The 16891-nt window shown below is 74.2% G+C and carries 17 protein-coding genes; 10 read left to right on the forward strand and 7 right to left on the reverse strand.

Annotated features, from left to right (window positions below; translation table 11 throughout):
• Positions 1-30 precede the first annotated feature (30 nt).
• Positions 31-1359, forward strand: a complete 1329-nt coding sequence (locus CFT82_RS00940; protein WP_088817232.1) for a CapA family protein — start codon at positions 31-33, stop codon at positions 1357-1359.
• A gap of 27 nt (positions 1360-1386) precedes the next feature.
• Here the strand turns inward: CFT82_RS00940 and CFT82_RS00945 are convergent, their stop codons facing one another.
• Complete coding sequence (locus CFT82_RS00945) at positions 1387-3252, reverse strand: diacylglycerol kinase family protein (protein ID WP_159461808.1); 1866 nt, start codon at positions 3250-3252, stop codon at positions 1387-1389.
• Positions 3253-3375: 123 nt separating this feature from the next.
• On the opposite strand from CFT82_RS00945, the gene CFT82_RS00950 reads away from it, so the two are divergent.
• The gene (locus CFT82_RS00950; protein ID WP_088817234.1) at positions 3376-3603 is read left to right on the forward strand and encodes a hypothetical protein; all 228 of its coding nucleotides are present in this window, start codon (positions 3376-3378) and stop codon (positions 3601-3603) included.
• Between the two features lie 47 nt (positions 3604-3650).
• On the opposite strand, the gene CFT82_RS00955 is transcribed toward CFT82_RS00950, so the two are convergent.
• Both CFT82_RS00955 and CFT82_RS00960 read right to left on the reverse strand, forming a co-directional pair.
• Positions 3651-4352 carry a GTP pyrophosphokinase gene (locus CFT82_RS00955; RefSeq protein WP_088817235.1) on the reverse strand — a complete coding sequence of 234 codons (702 nt, stop codon included), beginning with the start codon at positions 4350-4352 and terminating at the stop codon, positions 3651-3653.
• A gap of 211 nt (positions 4353-4563) precedes the next feature.
• Complete coding sequence (locus tag CFT82_RS00960; protein ID WP_234994213.1) at positions 4564-5196, reverse strand: class I SAM-dependent methyltransferase; 633 nt, start codon at positions 5194-5196, stop codon at positions 4564-4566.
• Between the two features lie 57 nt (positions 5197-5253).
• Between CFT82_RS00960 and CFT82_RS00965 the strand changes: the two genes are divergently transcribed.
• A complete protein-coding gene (locus CFT82_RS00965) occupies positions 5254-6042 on the forward strand; it encodes an inositol monophosphatase family protein (protein WP_088818255.1) in 789 nt (262 codons plus the stop codon).
• A gap of 6 nt (positions 6043-6048) precedes the next feature.
• Here the strand turns inward: CFT82_RS00965 and CFT82_RS00970 are convergent, their stop codons facing one another.
• Complete coding sequence (locus CFT82_RS00970) at positions 6049-6846, reverse strand: GNAT family N-acetyltransferase (RefSeq protein ID WP_088817236.1); 798 nt, start codon at positions 6844-6846, stop codon at positions 6049-6051.
• Between the two features lie 84 nt (positions 6847-6930).
• Between CFT82_RS00970 and CFT82_RS00975 the strand changes: the two genes are divergently transcribed.
• Positions 6931-8190 (forward strand): MFS transporter, encoded by a 1260-nt coding sequence (locus CFT82_RS00975; RefSeq protein WP_088817237.1) that lies wholly within the window; start codon positions 6931-6933, stop codon positions 8188-8190.
• Positions 8191-8267: 77 nt separating this feature from the next.
• Complete coding sequence (locus tag CFT82_RS00980; protein ID WP_234994214.1) at positions 8268-9464, forward strand: MFS transporter; 1197 nt, start codon at positions 8268-8270, stop codon at positions 9462-9464.
• On the opposite strand, the gene CFT82_RS00985 is transcribed toward CFT82_RS00980, so the two are convergent.
• Positions 9448-10446 carry a YeiH family protein gene (locus CFT82_RS00985; RefSeq protein WP_088817238.1) on the reverse strand — a complete coding sequence of 333 codons (999 nt, stop codon included), beginning with the start codon at positions 10444-10446 and terminating at the stop codon, positions 9448-9450. The genes CFT82_RS00980 and CFT82_RS00985 overlap by 17 nt on opposite strands.
• Positions 10447-10500: 54 nt before the next feature.
• On the reverse strand, positions 10501-10725 hold the full coding sequence (locus CFT82_RS00990) for a hypothetical protein (RefSeq protein ID WP_143469442.1): 225 nt from the start codon (positions 10723-10725) through the stop codon (positions 10501-10503).
• 654 nt (positions 10726-11379) lie between these two features.
• Between CFT82_RS00990 and CFT82_RS00995 the strand changes: the two genes are divergently transcribed.
• The 5 genes from CFT82_RS00995 (at position 11380) to gdhA (ending at position 16057) form a co-directional block, all read left to right on the forward strand.
• Positions 11380-11580, forward strand: coding sequence for a hypothetical protein (locus CFT82_RS00995; RefSeq protein WP_088817240.1), 201 nt, complete (start codon positions 11380-11382; stop codon positions 11578-11580).
• Between the two features lie 84 nt (positions 11581-11664).
• On the forward strand, positions 11665-12012 hold the full coding sequence (locus tag CFT82_RS01000) for a hypothetical protein (protein ID WP_088817241.1): 348 nt from the start codon (positions 11665-11667) through the stop codon (positions 12010-12012).
• 157 nt (positions 12013-12169) lie between these two features.
• On the forward strand, positions 12170-13513 hold the full coding sequence (locus CFT82_RS01005) for an HNH endonuclease (protein WP_159461809.1): 1344 nt from the start codon (positions 12170-12172) through the stop codon (positions 13511-13513).
• Positions 13514-13610: 97 nt separating this feature from the next.
• Entirely contained in the window at positions 13611-14642 is a 1032-nt protein-coding gene (locus CFT82_RS01010) for a class I SAM-dependent methyltransferase (RefSeq protein WP_159461810.1), read from the forward strand.
• A 71-nt stretch (positions 14643-14713) separates the two neighbouring features.
• Positions 14714-16057 (forward strand): NADP-specific glutamate dehydrogenase, encoded by a 1344-nt coding sequence (gene gdhA / locus CFT82_RS01015; RefSeq protein WP_088817244.1) that lies wholly within the window; start codon positions 14714-14716, stop codon positions 16055-16057.
• Here gdhA and CFT82_RS01020 read toward each other — a convergent pair.
• Positions 16050-16832 carry a hypothetical protein gene (locus tag CFT82_RS01020; RefSeq protein ID WP_088817245.1) on the reverse strand — a complete coding sequence of 261 codons (783 nt, stop codon included), beginning with the start codon at positions 16830-16832 and terminating at the stop codon, positions 16050-16052. The two genes, gdhA and CFT82_RS01020, sit on opposite strands and share 8 nt — an antisense overlap.
• Between the last annotated feature and the right edge of the window lie 59 nt (positions 16833-16891).

Consider the following 16891-nt stretch of genomic DNA (forward strand, 5'->3'; position numbering starts at 1 on the left):
TCGGCGCTGCAGCCGGGATAGCCTGCGCTCATGGGGAATCTCCGGGGAGGAACGACGATCCGCCGTGGCACGCACGCCGTGGCCGCAGCCGCACTGGGGGCGCTGGGCCTCGTCGCCTGCGCCGACACGGGTGGGGGCGAGGCGGCCGGAGGCGATGGCGCCCCGAGCAGCACCGGCTCGGGCGCGGTCGGCTCGGGCCCGACCGACGACGGCTCACCCACCGACCCGACCGGCACGGATCGATCGTCCGACCCGCAGGCCACCGGGTCACCCTCTGCTTCCTCCGCCAGGTCCGCGTCCACCGGCACCCGGAGCAGCGAGTCGCCCACGAGCTCGTCTCCCGGTTCCTCCTCGACGGCGCCGACTCCCGCTGACCCCAGCCAGCCCGTGATGCCCGCCGACCGGCCCGACGATCCCGACGCGGGCCCGGTGACCCTGTCCGTCGTCGGCGATCTCAAGCTGGCCCATCGGGCCGCCGAGGACCTCCGGGCGGGGGACCCGCAGGCTCCCTTCCGCCGGGTGGCGGACGAGCTCTTCGCGGCCGACCTCACGCTGGGCAACCTGGAGACCGCGCTCGGGGAGGGCGGGACGCCGGAGCCCAAGCGCTACACCTTCATGGCCCCGCCGGCCTTCGCCGCGGAGCTGCAGGAGGCCGGCTTCGACCACATGGCCCTGGCGAACAACCACGTCTACGACTTCGGGGCCGCGGGCATCCGCTCGACCCTCGAGGCGTTGGAGGAGGCCGGGCTGCCCTTCTCCGGGGCCGGCGAGGATCTCGCCAGCGCCCGGGAGCCCGCCGTCCTCGAGGCCAACGGCCGACGCATCGCGGTCATCAACACCCTCGACGTGGCCGCCGACAACGCGAAGATCCCGTACGACAACAGCCAGTGGGCCGCCACCGACGACCGCCCCGGCGTTTTCTGGGCGGTCCCGGAGCAGGTGGCGGCGGAGGTCGAGCGCGCCCGGGCCGAGGCCGACGACGTGGTGGTCCTCCTGCACGCCGGGGTGGAGAACACGCGGCCGGCGGGGAAGGTGCAGCAGCGGGTGGCCGAAGCGGCCCTCGACGCGGGGGCCACCGCGGTGATCGGCCACCACGCCCACGTCCTCCAGGGGCATCGCGAGCACCCCGACACCGGACAGCTCACGGCCTGGGGGCTGGGCAACTTCGTCTTCGACGGCTATCCCGCCGGGGCGGAGCAGAACGACTCGGCGATCCTCCACCTGACGATCGACGACCAGGGGGTCACCGAGCACTCGTGGACCCCGGTCGTGCTCGACGGGGGCTACCCGCAGGCACTGGCGGAGGACTCCGCCGAGGGGCGCCGGGTGCTGCAGCTCATCGAGTCCCTCGCGGAGTGAGCCCCCCCGGGCTCCCGGCCCGTCGGGTCAGGCCGGGAGCCCGGGCAGGCCGGCGGCCAACGCCCGCTCCACCCGCCGCCGCGCGGTGGCGTCCAGCAGGCCGATCTCCTCGGCCACCCGGGCCGCCTCGGCGTAGTCGTCCACCGCGTGCACCCCGGCCGCCCGCCAGGCGGCGCGGGTGTCGGCCGGCACCTCGGTGACGCAGTGGATGAAGGCCGCCACCAGGCTCTCGGGGTGCTCCCGACGCAGCTGGAGGGCGACGTCGGCGTCCGCCTGCCCGGAGTCGCCGATGAACACCTGCCGGCACTCGGGGAAGAGCGCCGCGTCACGGCGGAGGTTGCGGACCTTCCCGGCGGCCATGCTGGGCCGGTCGAGCAGCCCCCGCACGCTGCCGGTGAGGATGGTGTGGGGCGGGAGGCCCAGGTCGTCGAGGCCGTCCCGGCTGTAGCGCTCCACCAGGCCGCCGAAGCCGCCGGGGCGGGCGGTGACGAAGGTGAGGTCCCCGGGCCGGTTCGGGTCGCCGTCGGCGTCGGCCAGGTCGAGGGCCCGGAGCAGCTCCACGATGCCGGGGTACACCGTGCCGCGGGGGACCTCCCGGTCGTGCAGGGCGGACCGGACGGTGTCGTCGATGTCACAGAGCACGCGCAGCTCGTCGCGCGGCCGGGCCTCCCGAGCCAGGTGCTCCAGCACGCGCTGCCGCTGCCCGGCGTCGAGGACGGAGTAGACGACGTGCTCCAGGTCGTGCCCGTCGCCGCCGGAGTTCAGGAGGTACTTCACGTCCTCCAGCTCCGAGCCGGTCCGGGAGGTGAGCGCCTGCGTGACCCGCTCCGTCTCGTGGGCGTCGATCCCCCCGACGCGCAGACCGTTGATCACGGCCACGACCCCCTCCGCGCTGCCGTGCTCGAGGACCGACGGGTCCAGCGCAGCCTCCCCGCCACCGGCGTGGGCCACCAGGAGGGCACCGGGCTCCACGCTGACGCTCAGCGAACGCACCTCGCCGAGGGGGTCCCCGTCCAGGTGCGCAGGGGTGGGGGAGTCGGGCACCAGCGTCACCTCCTGGGCGCTGCGCCGCTCGATGCCGGGCAGGCGCGACACCCCGGGCAGCAGCCCGGCCAGGGCGACGGTGGTCCACTCCACGGCCGGATCGGGGTCCACCTCCACGACCTGGAGGGAGCCGTCGGCCATCTGGGCCGCGGAGACGGTGAGCCCCCACGGGATGGCGCCCCCGTTCGTCACCAGCAGGCTCCAGGGCTCGCTCTCCCGCCCATCCACCCGCATCGGCCAGCCGGCGTCGAGCGCTCGACCCAGGGCAGGACGCACATAGGCCCGCGGGCCGCGCTGCTCCTTGGCCCGGCGGGAGACGCTGGAGATGATCGCGGCGTCGTGCCCCAGCCCGGCGGCCACCAGAAAGCTGCCCCGGCCGAGGCCCGCGGTGCCCTCCCAGGTGGCCCGCGCGATGTCGACGGGCTGTCCGGAGGTCGTGAGGGCGGCGGTCACGAGGTGGTCCACACCGTGACGGGCGGCGGCGGTGAGCCCCAGATTGCGTGCGGCCAGGTTCGCCGTCCCGGTGGGGGCGATGCCCAGGACGACGTCGGTCCCGGCCAGCACGTCGGCCACCTGCCGCACCGTGCCGTCGCCCCCGATGACGAGCAGCCGGGTCACCCCCGCGGCCAGGGCCTCCCGGGCCTGCTGGGCCCCGGGGGAGTCGACACTCGTGGTCCAGACCACGGGTGCCGGCCAGCCCAGCTCGGCGACCAGCCGCCGCGCGGCCTGCAGCGCCGCCGACCCGGCCGGGTGGACGGGGTTGTGCACGATGCCGACCCGGGGAAGGGGTGAGGATCCTGCTCCTGCAGAGCTGCTGGCCGGGCTGGGGGCGTCGGGCATGGTGATCATCACGAACTCCACACTAGGCCGCCGAGGAGGTGCCGTCCCCCCGACGGTGTGGGATGCTCGAGGTGGTCGCCACCGGCGAGGCCCCGCCCCGGTGGCAACCATTCGTCAACGAGAGGAACCCCCATGGCCAGCAACGAGATCGAGTTCATCAAGAACGTGGACAAGCTCCACGCCTTCTACACCGAGAACGTCCGGATGCTGGCGCACGCCTACGACCTGGAGGACGAGGACGCCGCCCGGATCCTGGCGCGCTTCGACTTCAACAACGTCTCCCGGTCCATCCTGCGTCCTCCGCGAGTGGATCTGTTCGGTGACGTCGAGGGCATGGCCGGACGCCCCGACGAGGGCTGACCCCCGCCTCCCCGAGCTCCTGAGCCCCGCGGCCCGTGTCGTGGGGCTCAGTCGTGGCTGCCGTGGACGCGCTCGTGCAGACCGGTCATCATCCGGTCGAGCTCCCAGGCGGTGGCGGCGGAGTCCAGCAGCGTCTGTCCCACCTCCTCGGGCACCTGCCCGGCGTACTTGTAGCGGATCTCGTGCTCCACGCTGGCCCAGAAGTCCATCGCGATGGTGCGGATCTGGATCTCCACCGGGATGTCCAGGGCCTCCGCCGCCAGGTAGACCGGGACGCTGACCAGCAGGTGCAGGGAGCGGTAGCCGTTCGGCTTGGGGTGGGAGATGTAGTCCTTGGTCTCGAGGACCCGCAGGTCGGGCTGGCCCATGAGCGTGTCGGCCAGGCGGTAGGTGTCCTCCACGTAGGGGCAGGTGACGCGGATGCCCGCGATGTCGCGGATCTGCTCGGCCATGGCGTCCAGGTCCGGCCCGGTGCCGAGGCGGTTCATCTTGGCCAGGATCGAGTCGAAGGACTTCAGCCGGTGCTTGACGTGCTCGATCGGGCCGCGCTGCGGTCCGGACTCGGCCTCCTCGCGGAGGATGTCGATCTTCGTGAGCACCTGGTCCAGGGCGAACTTGTAGTGCTGGCGGAAGCTCGCCAGTCGCGACCCGACCTCGCGCGCCACCACGTCCGGGTCGCGCTCCTGGGCGTCCTCGCCGGCCAGGGCCATCACGAGGTCGATCGAGGTCATGGGTACCGCGTTCTCCATGCGCGGAGGATACGGCCGGTGCCTGTGATCCGGCTGGGTGGCAGGCCGCCCCACGGGACGCCGTGCCGGGGCACGGCTCCCCGTCCCACCCTCTGTCGCGCCAGGTGCACTCCACCGCGTTGCAGCGCAGCCGAGCGTGTCCGGCGCGATCGGGGGGGTGGTGCTGTCCTGGGGGCTCCCGATCCGTGCGGTCAGAACCGGGTGCAGGCGGTCAGGCCCGCCGGCGCAGCACGCTTACGGCGAACTCGGCGTCCTCCTGCCAGGGACGGAGGTCCCAGGTGGCGAAGCGCTGCTCCAGCTGCAGCCCCGCCGCCGGCAGGAGGGCGTCGAGCGCCGTCGTGCCGAACCCGGTGGTGGTGCGGCAGCCCACGACGAGGAAGCCGTCGGGCACCAGGTGCGCCGCGATCCGCTCCAGGACCGCGCCCCGGTGGTCGGGGGCGACGAAGTCGAGCACGTTCCCGGCCAGCAGGGCACCGTCGAAGGGGTCGCTCTGCCCGTGGGCGGCGAGGTCCAGCGTGGCCAGGTCCGCGTTGACCCAGGTCACCCCGGGGTGGTCGGCCCCGGCGGCCTCCAGGAGCCGCGGGTCGATGTCGACCCCCACGACGTCGTGCCCCAACCGGGCCAGGTGACCGGCGTGGCGCCCCGGCCCGCACCCCGCGTCCAACAACCGGGCACCGCGCGGAGCGAGCGTGTCCACCAGCCGGGACTCGCCCTCGACGTCGTTCCCGTCGGCCGCCAGACCACGCATCCGCTGCACGTACCAGGCTGAGTGGCTGCCGTCGTCGGCGAGGCCCGGCCAGGTGCTCGTCGGGGCCGGGTCCTGGGGGGAGTTCGGGGTGCTCACGCGGACAGTCTGCCCTTGGCCGGGCCGGCCCACCGCCACCGGCAGTACCGTCCGGGCATGAGCAGCTCCTCGTCCGCCTGGGACGCACACCTCGCCGCCTCCCTCGTCCGCGACGCCGGCGGTCTGGCCCACCGGATGCGTACCGGCACCCTCGACGTCCGTGCCAAGACCTCCGCCAGCGACGTGGTGACGGCCGCCGACGAGGCCGCCGAGGCCCTCGTCGTGGAGCGGCTGACCGCCGAGCGCCCGGGGGACGGGATCGTCGGGGAGGAGGGGGCCGCCCGGGAGGGCTCCACCGGGAGGCGGTGGGTCGTCGACCCGGTCGACGGGACCTTCAACTTCGTGCAGGGGCTCGACTGGTGGTGCTCGGCGCTCGCCCTGGCCGCGGGGGAGCAGGTGCTGCTCGGGGCGGTGCACCACCCCCACGACGCGGTGACCTGGGTGGGCGGCCCCGACCTGCCGACCACCCGCGACGGCCAGCCGGTGGCCCGCATCACCGACCGGCCGCTGGCCGACTGCGCGCTGGCGACCTACCTGCACACCACCTGGTGGGGCGTGCCCGAGGTGGCCGAGCCCTTCGCCGCGGTGGCCGGTGCGGCGCGGGTGATGCGCATGAACGGCTCGGGCTCGATGGACCTGGCCGCCGTGGCCGACGGCCGGATGGACCTGTGGCTCCACCACAGCGTGCCGGAGTGGGACTGGATGCCCGGGTGCGCGCTCGTCGAGGGGGCCGGTGGGGTCTGGGAGCAGATCGAGCTGTGCGGGTACACGTGGTCGGTCGCCGGCCCGCCCACCGCCGTGGCCGAGACCGTCGCCCTCCTGCGGGGGGAGCCCGCCCGGGGCTGAGACCGGTCAGGTCACCGGCCAGCTGGGCGCGTACCAGCCGTGGGAGAGCGGGCCCGGCGCGAACCCGGCCCGCCGGTAGAGCCGCCCGGCGTCGGAGTCGGCCTCGGCGACGATGACGATCTCCGCGGCCCCACGCTCCACCGCCCAGTCGGCGGCCACCGCCAGCAGGTGCCGGGCCAGGCCCCGGCGGCGGTGCTCCGGCGCGGTGAGCACCGACTGGTAGCGCGCCCGGCCGTCGAGGTCGACCATGCCCAGCGATGCGGCGAGCGCCCCATCCCCGGTGAAGGCCCCGATCCAGCGGGCGGTGCCCGCGGCCTGGAGCCGCCGGCGGACGAGATGGTCCTGGCGCATGAACTCCGCGTACTCGTTGGCGGGGTGCTCGCCGGAGGCCGCGTTCTCCGCCAGCTCGGCCGCGAGGCGCTGCTCCCACTCGTCCTCCTCCTGGAGGGTCCGCACCGTGTACCCCTGGGGCACCGGCGTCGGGCTGGGGGAGCGAGTGGCGGTGAGCGCCTCCACGTCGTCGGCCGCCAGCCCGTGGGACCCCCACACCTCCGGGCAGCTGCTCGGCCGGGCCAGACCGAACGCGCGGTGCCGGGCGGTGGGGAAGTGCTCGGCGAAGAGCGCCAGCCAGCGCTCCACGTCGTCGGAGTCGCCGCTGGTGACCTGCACGAAGTTGCCCCAGTGGTAGCCGGGGTTGTCCGGCGTCCGCACCACGAGGTGGTCGCCGGCGTCGGTGACCACCGTGCCCCCGAGGCGGTCGACCTCCAGGTCGGTGCGGGCGGCGGGCGGCAGGCTCTCGAGCATGCGCCCATCCTCGGCGAGGACCCGACCCGCCGCCAACGAATTTCCCACCGGCGGCGGGTCGGATGGTCGGCCTAGACTCCCGGCATGACGCCTCCTGTCGCCCCGCCCGCCGCGGGGCGGCGTCTCCCCCCGGTCTCGCCCGTCCTCGCGCTGGTGGTGGTGGCCGTCCTGGCGCTGCTGCTCCGGCCGGCGGCCACCTCCGTCGGCCCGGTGCTGCCCGAGCTCTCGGAGGCGCTGGGGGGTGGGGGAGTGGCAGCCGGGCTCCTCACCGCCCTGCCACCGCTGGCCTTCGGCGTCATGGGGCTGCTGGCCGTCCCCGTCGCCCGACGCCTCGGGCTCAGCGGGGCCCTGCTCGCGTCGGCGGCCATCGCGGTGGCCGGGCTGCTGCTGCGTCCCTGGGTCGGGTCGATGCCGGTCTTCCTCGCCCTGAGCACCCTGGCCCTGGTCGGCGGGGCGCTGGGGAACGTGCTGCTGCCGGCCTGGATCAAGCGGCACAGCACCGGGGTCCTGCAGCGTCGGCTCACGAGCGTCTACGTCGCCGTGCTCTCGGTCGGGGGAGCGGCCGGGGCCTTCCTCGCCGTCCCCCTGGCCCAGCTGCCCGGATCCTCCTGGCGGACCTCGCTGGCCGCCTGGGGTGTGCTCGCCGCCGTCCCGATGTTGCTCTGGTTCGTCGTCTGGCGCCGGGCCGGGCACGACTTCCCGGCCCAGGCCACCACGACCGGCCGCCCCGTCCCGATCTGGCGCTCGCCCACCGCGGTGGCGCTGACGGGCATGTTCGCCCTGCAGTCCCTCAATGCCTACACCCAGTTCGGCTGGCTGCCCCGCATCTACACGGGAGCCGACGTGGGGGCCGGTCTCGCCGGGTTCTACACCGGGATCATCGCCACCTGCGGCATCCTCGGCGGCTGGGTGATGCCGCAGGTCATCGCACGCCTGGACGACGCCCGGCCGCTGGCCGTGGCCTGGGGCGTGCTCACCACCATCGGATACCTCGGGCTGCTGTGGCGCCCCGCCGAGCTCGGGCTGCTCTGGGCCCTGGTGCTCGGGGTGGGTGGGTTCGCCTTCCCGATGGTGCTCGCCCTCCTGCCGGCCCGGACCCGTCACCCGGTCGTCACGGCCAGGTTGTCGGGCATCGTGCAGCCGATCGGGTACTTCGGGGCGGCGGTCGGCCCGCTCACCGCGGGAGCCCTCGTCTCGGCCACCGGACGCACGGATGTCCTGCTGGGGCTGCTCGCGGCCTCCGGGGTCGGGCTGGCCCTCACCGGCTGGCGGGCCGCCGCCCCGACGACCGTCGACGACGAGCTCGACGACCCGGCCCTCACGAGCCCCGGGGAGGCCGGGTGATCCCCCACGCACAGGGCCGGACCCGGCCCCTGCCCACGGCCGCCGAGGTGGCCCGGATCTAGCGCCGCACGCTGCGCGTGGAGGTGCTTGCGCAGGTGCTGGGCGGAGCGGGACTGGCCGCCGGCGCCACGGTGGGCGCCCTCCTGGCTGAGGACATGCTCGGCCGCAGCGGCCTGGCCGGTCTGCCGGTGGCGGTCCTGACCGCGGGCTCCGCCCTGGCGGCCTATCTCATCGGCCGGCTCACCGAGGCCCGGGGCCGCCGCCCGGGGCTGGCGGCCGGCTTCGTGGTCGGTGGGATCGGAGGTCTCGGCGTCATCGCGGCCGCGGTCCTGGGGAACGTGGCCCTGCTCTTCGGCTCGCTGTTCGTCTACGCGCGCGGGCACGGCGAGCAACCTGCAGACCCGGTACACGGGTGCCGACCTCGCCGCCCCGGAGCAGCGCGCCACCGCGGTGAGCACGGCGATGGTCAGCACCACCCTGGGGGCGGTGGCCGGCCCCGATCTCGTCGGTCCGTTGGGCCGGTTGGCCACGGCCTGGGGCATCCCGCGCTGGCCGGTCCCTTCCTCCTCGCCTCGGTGACCTACCTGACGGCCGGGGCCGTGCTCTGGCTGCTGCTGCGCCCCGACCCCTCCCTGCTGGGCCGGCGGCTGGCCGCGGACACGGGGGAGACGGAGCCCGGCGCGGCGGAGTCCACCACCGCTGACGCCCCGCCCCGCCCCGGACCACGGGCCTGGGTCGGCGCCGGGGTCATGGTCACCGCCCAGGTCGTCATGGTCGCCATCATGACGATGACTCCGGTGCACATGCGGGCCCACGACCACGACCTGGAGGCGGTCGGCTTCGTCATCGGGCTGCACATCGCAGCCATGTACCTGCCCTCCCTGGTGACCGGCCGCCTCATCGACCGCACCGGAAAGCTGGTCATGGCGGCGGCCTCCGGGCTCACCCTGCTGCTCGCCGGGGTCGTGGCCGCCCTGGCGCCGGGGGAGTCGCTCTGGTGGCTGGTGCTCGCCCTCGTCCTGCTCGACCTCGGGTGGAACCTGGGCGTCATCTCCGGGACCGCCCTGGTGGTGGACGGCACCGACCCGTCGATCCGCCCCCGCACCCAGGGCGCCGTCGACGTGCTCATCGCCCTCTCGGGGGCGACCGCCGGGGCCTCCTCGGGGGTGGTCGCCGCTGCCGCGAGCTTCCCGGGCCTGGCCCTCCTCGGCGCGGCCCTCGGGCAGGCGATGCTGCCGGTGCTGCGGTGGGGGACCGTCAGAGCGTCCCGGTGAGCGCCTGGAGCCCCAGGCTGGAGACGCTGACCAGGACCCAGACCATGCCACCGAGCAGGAGCGGACGGGGCCCGGCCGCCCGGACCTGGTCCACCCGCAGGGTGAGCCCGATGGCGGCCAGGGCCGTGGTGATGAGCAGGACACCCAGCGTGGTCACGCCCTCCTGCCAGGCGTCGGGGACCAGTCCCAGGGAGCGCAGGGCGGCGGCCAGGAGGAAGAGCAGGATGAAGGTGGGCAGGACCTTCCGCAGCGGGACCCGCTCCGCGCCGCCCTGCTCCCGGCGGGCCGTCGCCCAGGCGAGGACCAGGACGATCGGGATGATCATGAGCGTGCGCACGAGCTTCACGACCACCGCGTGCGGGCCGGCCTCGTCGCCGTAGGAGTACGCCGCGGCCACGACCGAGGAGGTGTCGTTGATCGCCGTTCCCGCCCACAGCCCGAAGGCCGCCTCGTCCATGCCCAGTGCGTGGCCGAGCGGCGGGAAGAGCAGCACGGCGAGGATGTTGAAGGTGAAGATCGTGCCGATGGCGTAGGCGACGTCCTCCTGGCGGGGCTTGATGACGGCGCTGGCCGCGGCGATGGCCGAGGCCCCGCAGATCCCGGTGCCCACCCCGACGAGCGTCGTGACGTCCCGGGGAGTGCCCAGCCAGCGCCCCAGCAGCCAGGCGGCGACGAGCGCGACGACAAGGGTCCCGAGCATGACCGGCAGGGACTCGCCCCCGATCCGCAGCACCTGGCCGAGGGAGAGCCCCAGGCCGAGCACGACGATCGAGGCCTGCAGGACCTTCTTCGCGGCGAAGGCGAGGCCCGGGGCGGTGCGTTCGCCGCGTGCGGCCGGGAGCAGGCCGGCCACGAGCACACCGAGGAGGATGCCGAAGACCGGGGCGCCGACGACCGGCATCCACGTGCCCAAGACCGTCGCCACCAGGGCGACGCCCCCTGCGAGGAGGAGTCCAGGCAGCAGCGTCGGCGTGGAGCACATGCCCGCATCGTCTCACCCGGTCGGGCCCGGCCGGCCGGTCCCGACCGGGGGCCGTCAGCCGGCTGCGCCGGCCAGCTGGTCGGCGGGGGACACGGAGGACCCGACGCGGCCGTCGACGAGCTGGACGATGCGCTGGGCACGCTGCGCCACCGAGGGGTCGTGGGTGACCATCACGATGCTCAGCCCCTCCGCGTGCAGCACCGCGACGACCTCCGCGGCGCTCGCGGAGTCGAGGGCGCCGGTGGGCTCGTCGGCGTGCATCTGCACCAGGTGGGGCACGGTGGTCTGCTCGAAGAGCACACCCGTGGAGCGCCCGCTGGTGCAGGAGCTCGTTGCCGTCCCGGGCCAGCTCCTCGGTCAGCTCGTCGTGGCCGGCGGGTTCGAGGCCGCCCAGGAGGTGGAGGAGCCGGTCGAGGGCCGGTTCGTCCTGGCTCGCGACCTCCTCCGCCGCGGCTCTCAGGGCGTCCACCCGGCGGGCGATGACGGCCTCCATGACCGCTTCCTTGGAGGAGAAGTGGTGGTAGAAGGTCCCCTTGGCGATGTCCCCGGTGTCATGCGTCCCTCTCGGGAGGGGTGCATCCCCTCCGCTCCAACCATCCCGACCGACGGTCGGTCGGTCACCTCGGGGCGCCCTGGGTGTGCCACGATGCGGCGGTGCAGCCCCTCGACCCGTCGCGCCCGCTCGGAAGCCTCGACCGGTCCACCAGCGGCGGCTCCATGTGACTCATCGGACGCATGGGGGAGGGGCGGGTCCCGATCCAGCGAGACGCCCCACCACTGGCCGAGGTCATGGCCAGGGTGGCCGAGCTCCCGCTGGACCCGCTGCCGGCGCACCTGCACGGGGAGCTCCGCCCGGCGGGCACGGGCCCCTTCCTCCCGGCAGGCGTCCCGGTGCTGTGGTTCTAAGGAGTCGGGCTCAACCTCGCCACGACGGTGCAGGACGACGCCGAGGGGTTGACGGTGTGGATCCCGAGCGGCTCGGCCACGCTGCTGCGCCGCCCCGTCGGCCGGCGGAGCCCCCGGGATCTGGGGCTCGTCGAGCGCTTCCTCAGCCCCTCGGAGGTGGCCGAGGGGGCCTGGCAGGGCCCGGGCATCCTGCGGTCGGCGCCGACCGGACGACCGTGGTCGCTCTAGTACTTCCAGGCGCAGGGGGAGGACCTGGGCGGCGTCTACGTCAACCTCGATCTGCCCCATCGCCGGCCGGTCGAGGAGGACGCCATGGCCGCCACCCCCTCCGGGGCGGGCGGCCAGGCCCCGGGGCCGGCCCGCACGCACAGCCGGGATCTCGCGCTCGACCTCTTCGTCCGGCGCGCGGCGGACGGACGGCACGAACTGTGGCTCAAGGACGAGGACGAGCTGGAGGCCGCGGTGGCGGCCGGCACCTTCAGCGCAGAGCTGGCCGGGCTGGCCCTCGCCGCGGGGGAGCACGCCGCCCGGGAGCTCTTCGACCGGACGACCCCCTTCGAGCCGGGGCCGGACTTCCACCCCACCGCGACCCAGGACGTGGTGCACCCGCTGCCGGACACACCACTGATCCGGAGCGTGCGGGACCTGCGGCACGGGTAGCGCAGGGGGCGACCCGGGGGGGCGGGTGCGCGGTCCACAGCCCGGGCCGGTTCCGGCGCCTTCGGGGAGACCTGTCCACAGCGTTGATGGACCGGCCGGAGGCTGTCGAGGGGTGTTGGTACGTTTGTCGCATCGAAGGGAGGGTTCGATGGATGGGATGGACCAGACGGCGCACGAGGTCGTCATCCAGCTGCGGGAACGACTCCGGGAGCTGGGGGAGAGGTGCTCGGGGTCGCCTCCGGGCGAGCTGGTCAACCTGATCCGGGGGCTGGAGGCCCTGGCGAACACTGCCGCCGCGGTGCAGCTGGACGCCGTGCGGGAGCTCACGGTGGCCCAGCGGGCGCTGGATGCCGAGGCCGGGGTGGACCAGGAGGCCAGCGACCGTGCCATCGCGTCCATGATCGGCCTGGCCCGGCGCCAGTCACCGCACCGCGGCGCGCGAGACCGGAACCTCGCAGCCGTGCTCCGGGACGAGCTCCCACGGACGCGCGAGGCGATGCTGGCGGGTCGCGGTGGGCGCCACCACGCCGAGACCATGGCCCGCCACACCGTGTTCCTCTCGCGCGAGGACCGGGGGCGGGTGGACGAGGAGCTCGGCCCACGGCTGGACGAGCTCTCGCCGAGGGCCCTGGGAAAGCGGGCGTGCGCACGCGCGTACGAGCTGGACCCCGAGGCCCACGTGCGGCACGCAGCCCTGGAGCACGCGCAGCGACGGGTCTCGATGCAACCGCAGCCGGACACCATGGCCCTGGTGTCGGCCTACCTGCCGATGACGCAGGCGATCGCCCTGTGGGGCGTGCTGGACCGGGAGGCACGGACGCTGCGGGCCGCCGGGGACGAGCGCTCGCTGGACCAGCTGCGCGCCGACGCGCTCGTGGAACGCATCACCGGCCTCGGGCGGGATGAGGCACCCCGGATCGAGCTGCAGCTGGTGATGCCGGCCGGTGGAGCCTTCGGGGCGGCGGCCCTGCGGAAGGTGGCGGGCGACTCCCGCAGCCCGGCGGTGCTCACCGGAGGCGGCCCGCTGCCGGCACCGATGGCCAGGGAGCTGGTCCGCTCCAGCCCGGAGGTGCGACTGCGCCGGCTCCTGGCTGACCCGGAGGGCGGCACGATCGTGGCCCGCGACGCCCGGAGCCGCCGGTTCTCGCAGGCCGACCGTGAGCTGTTGCTGGCCAGGGACCAGACCTGCAGGACCCCGTGGTGCGATGCACCGGTGCGGGCGGCGGACCACGTGGTGCCGTGGGCAAGGGGCGGCGAGACAGTCGTCGAGAACGGTCAGGGCCTGTGTCAGCACTGCAACAACGCCAAGGAGCACCCGGGCTGGGACTCCAAGGCCAGCCTGTCGGTTGACGGGGTGCAGCAAGGGGTCGCCGTGTCGACGCCGACCGGCCACCGGTACGCGAGCCCGACACCCAGGGTCCGGCCGGCGGACGCCTCATCCGGCGTCGATCCGTCACCGGACCCGCCAGCCGACCATCCACGGACCCAGGAGGTGGCCTGAGCCCGAGTGCGACGTGGAACGCAGAGTGACATGGAGTGCCGATAATCAACATTATGTCATTACAGAACTCCTCGTCGGCACCGCCTACGCTGCCACTGTGACCGACTCCCCTGCGCCCACCGACCCCAGCGCCCCGAGCGCCGACCCGGTCGCCCGTCTCCTGCTCGCCGACGGTCACCGGCTGGCCCCTGAGGCACAGACGGTCACGCTGCTCGACCTGCCCGACGATGCCGACGCGCCGGCGGCCTCTCTGTGGCCGAGGGTTCGCAGCCACCGGGACCGCCTGGACACCGGGCCGTCCACCGACACCCTCGCCGAGGCCGTCCAGGGCGCGGAGCTCGTGCTGCTCCACCTGCCCACCTCCCTGGCTGCCCTGCAGGAACAGGTCGCCACGATCGCCGCCCATGCCGCCCCGCAGGCCGTGCTCGTGGCCGCCGGCCGGGTGAAGCACATGACCCCCTCCCAGAACACCGTCCTGGCTCGGGCCTTCACCGAGGTCCAGCCCCAGCGGGGTGTCGGCAAGTGCCGGGCGCTCCACGCTGCGGGCCTGCGCAGCGATGCGCCCTCGCCGGAGCCCCGGAGCGCCATCGAACCGACCACCGGGCTCACCCTCGTTGCGCACGGCCCGGTCTTCGCCGGCCCCCGCCTCGACCGCGGCACCTCCCTGCTGCTCAAGGCCCTCTCGGCCCAGGCTGATCGAGCCCTCACCGGCCTCGACGCCCTCGACCTGGGCTGCGGCAACGGCATCCTCACTGCGGTCCTGGCCCGTTCCGGCGCCCACGTCACCGGGCTGGACGTCTCCCGCGCCGCCGTCGCCTCCACCCGGGCCACGCTGGCTGCCAACGACCTCCCGGGCATCGTGGTCCTCACCGACGGCCTGACCGAGCAGGACGCCGCCAGCGCGGATCTCATCGTGACCAACCCTCCCTTCCACGTCGGGGCCGCGAAGGACTCCACCCCCACCCTGGGGATGCTCCGCGACGCCCGCCGCGTGCTTCGCCCCGAGGGCGAGCTGTGGTGCGTCTTCAACTCCCACCTCCCCTACCTGCGCACCACCCGCGAGGTGTTCTCACAGGTGACCGTGGTGGACCGTGACCGGGAGTTCACCGTCCTGCGCGCCCGGGGGTGAGGCGAACCTGCCTGCAGGTCCGCCGACGGCCTGCTGCAAGAGTGGGGCATCCGACGAGCCCAGGAGGCCCTATGAGCACACTCCACCCGAAGCTGGCCGACGTCCGCGACACGATCCACCGTCGGAACCCCGGTGAGGCCGAGTTCCACCAGGCCGTCGACGAGGTGCTCCTGAGCCTCACCCCGATGATCGAGCGCCACCCGGACTACGTGGAGGACTCGCTCATCGAGCGCTTCTGCGAGCCGGAGCGGCAGATCATCTTCCGCGTGCCGTGGGTCGACGACAACGGCTGCGTCCAGGTGAACCGCGGCTTCCGGGTGGAGTTCAACTCCGCCCTCGGCCCGTACAAGGGCGGCCTGCGCTTCCACCCCAGCGTGTACCTGGGCATCGTGAAGTTCCTCGGGTTCGAGCAGATCCTCAAGAACTCCCTCTCCGGCATGCCCATCGGTGCGGGCAAGGGCGGGTCGGACTTCGATCCCAAGGGCCGTTCGGAGGGCGAGATCATGCGCTTCTGCCAGTCCTTCATGACCGAGCTCTACCGCCACCTGGGCGAGTACACCGACGTCCCCGCCGGCGACATCGGCGTCGGCGGGCGGGAGGTGGGCTTCCTCTTCGGCCAGTACAAGCGCATCACCAACCGGTACGAGGCCGGCGTGCTGACCGGCAAGGGTCTGGCGTGGGGTGGCGCTCGGGCCCGCACCGAGGCCACCGGCTACGGCACGGTCTACTTCGTGGAGCACATGCTCGCCGAGCAGGGACGGAACCTCGAGGGCCTGGACGTCGTGGTCTCCGGCGCGGGCAACGTGGCGCTCTACGCCGCCCAGAAGGTCACCCAGCTCGGGGGCCGGGTGGTGGCCATGAGCGACTCCGGCGGGTACCTCGTGGACACCGACGGGATCGACGTGGCCGCCATGATCGGTCTCAAGGAGAAGCGGCGCGGCCGCATCTCCGAGTACGCCGACACCCACGGTGGACGGCACGTGAGCGGGGGATCCATCTGGGAGGTCCCCTGCACCGTCGCGCTCCCCTGCGCCACCCAGAACGAGCTGGACGCCGAGGGCGCCCACCACCTTGCGCGCAACGGCTGCCAGGTGGTCGCGGAGGGCGCCAACATGCCGGCCACCCCCGAGGCGGTGGAGGTGCTCCGCGAGGCCGGCGTGGCCTTCGCCCCGGGCAAGGCAGCGAATGCCGGTGGGGTGGCCGTCTCCGCCCTGGAGATGCAGCAGAACGCCACCCGTGACTCGTGGAGCTTCGACCACACCGACGCCCGCCTGCGGGAGATCATGGCCGGCATCCACCGCACCTGCGTGGACACCGCCGAGGCCTACGACGTGCCCGGTGATCTCGTGACCGGCGCCAACATCGGTGGATTCCTGCGCGTGGCGGACGCCATGAACGCCCAGGGCGTCATCTGAGAGAGTCTCCCCCGCGCCGCTCCCCCTCGCCCGCGTCCAACGCCTCGGCCTGGGCGCGGGCGATGTCCGTGACCTTCCGCACCCGCGTCTCGTCCCGTCCCTCGGCGATGACGCCCACCACCCCGTCGGTCCCGGTGCGCACCAGCGCGATCCCGAACGCTCTGCCGCCACCGGTCGGCCCGGTGCGGGCCGTGTAGGCGGCGTCGGCACCCGGCAGTGACCGCACGTCCAGAGCATCGCCCGCGGTGGACGTTCCCGCACAGCTGTCGGCGACCCTGCCCAGGGAGCCGACCATCTCCCCGGCCTGCCGCGTCTCCCCCACCACGACGTGCACCGTGCTCAACGGGTCGCCGGCCAGGGAGGTCTGCAGCAGCCCACCGCCGGTCAGGGCGTGCTCGGCCTCGTTGAAGGAGACCACCGCCCGGCGGCAGTCCTCTCCCACCGGGCCGTCCAGGGTCAGCGTCACCGGGTGACCGGTGAGCGCGTCAGGGAGACGCCGCCCCTCCCCGGAGCCACCGGGCACCTTTCCCGGGCGGAGCAGGCCGGTCGCGGACGGGGCCAGCTCGTCCTCCGGCGCGGTGGTCGCGGACTCGTCCGTCGCGGCGGACGAGGACCCCTCGACGCTGGGGCTGGACGGTGAGGGCTCGGACGAGGAGCTTGGGATCCCGCCCCGTGGGACGTCCACCACGGGATCCCCCCCACCGCGTGCCGCTGAGCACCCGGCCCCGCTCATCACCGTCAGCGCCGCCAGCACGGCGACCGTCCTGCACTGCATGCCCCTCTCCTCCCCCGTCAACGTTCTGGCCCGAGACCGCCGGTGGCCCCGGGCCCCCA

Origin of the sequence: Kytococcus aerolatus (assembly GCF_900187395.1) — a bacterium.
GTDB classification, from domain to species: Bacteria; Actinomycetota; Actinomycetes; order Actinomycetales; family Dermatophilaceae; genus Kytococcus; species Kytococcus aerolatus.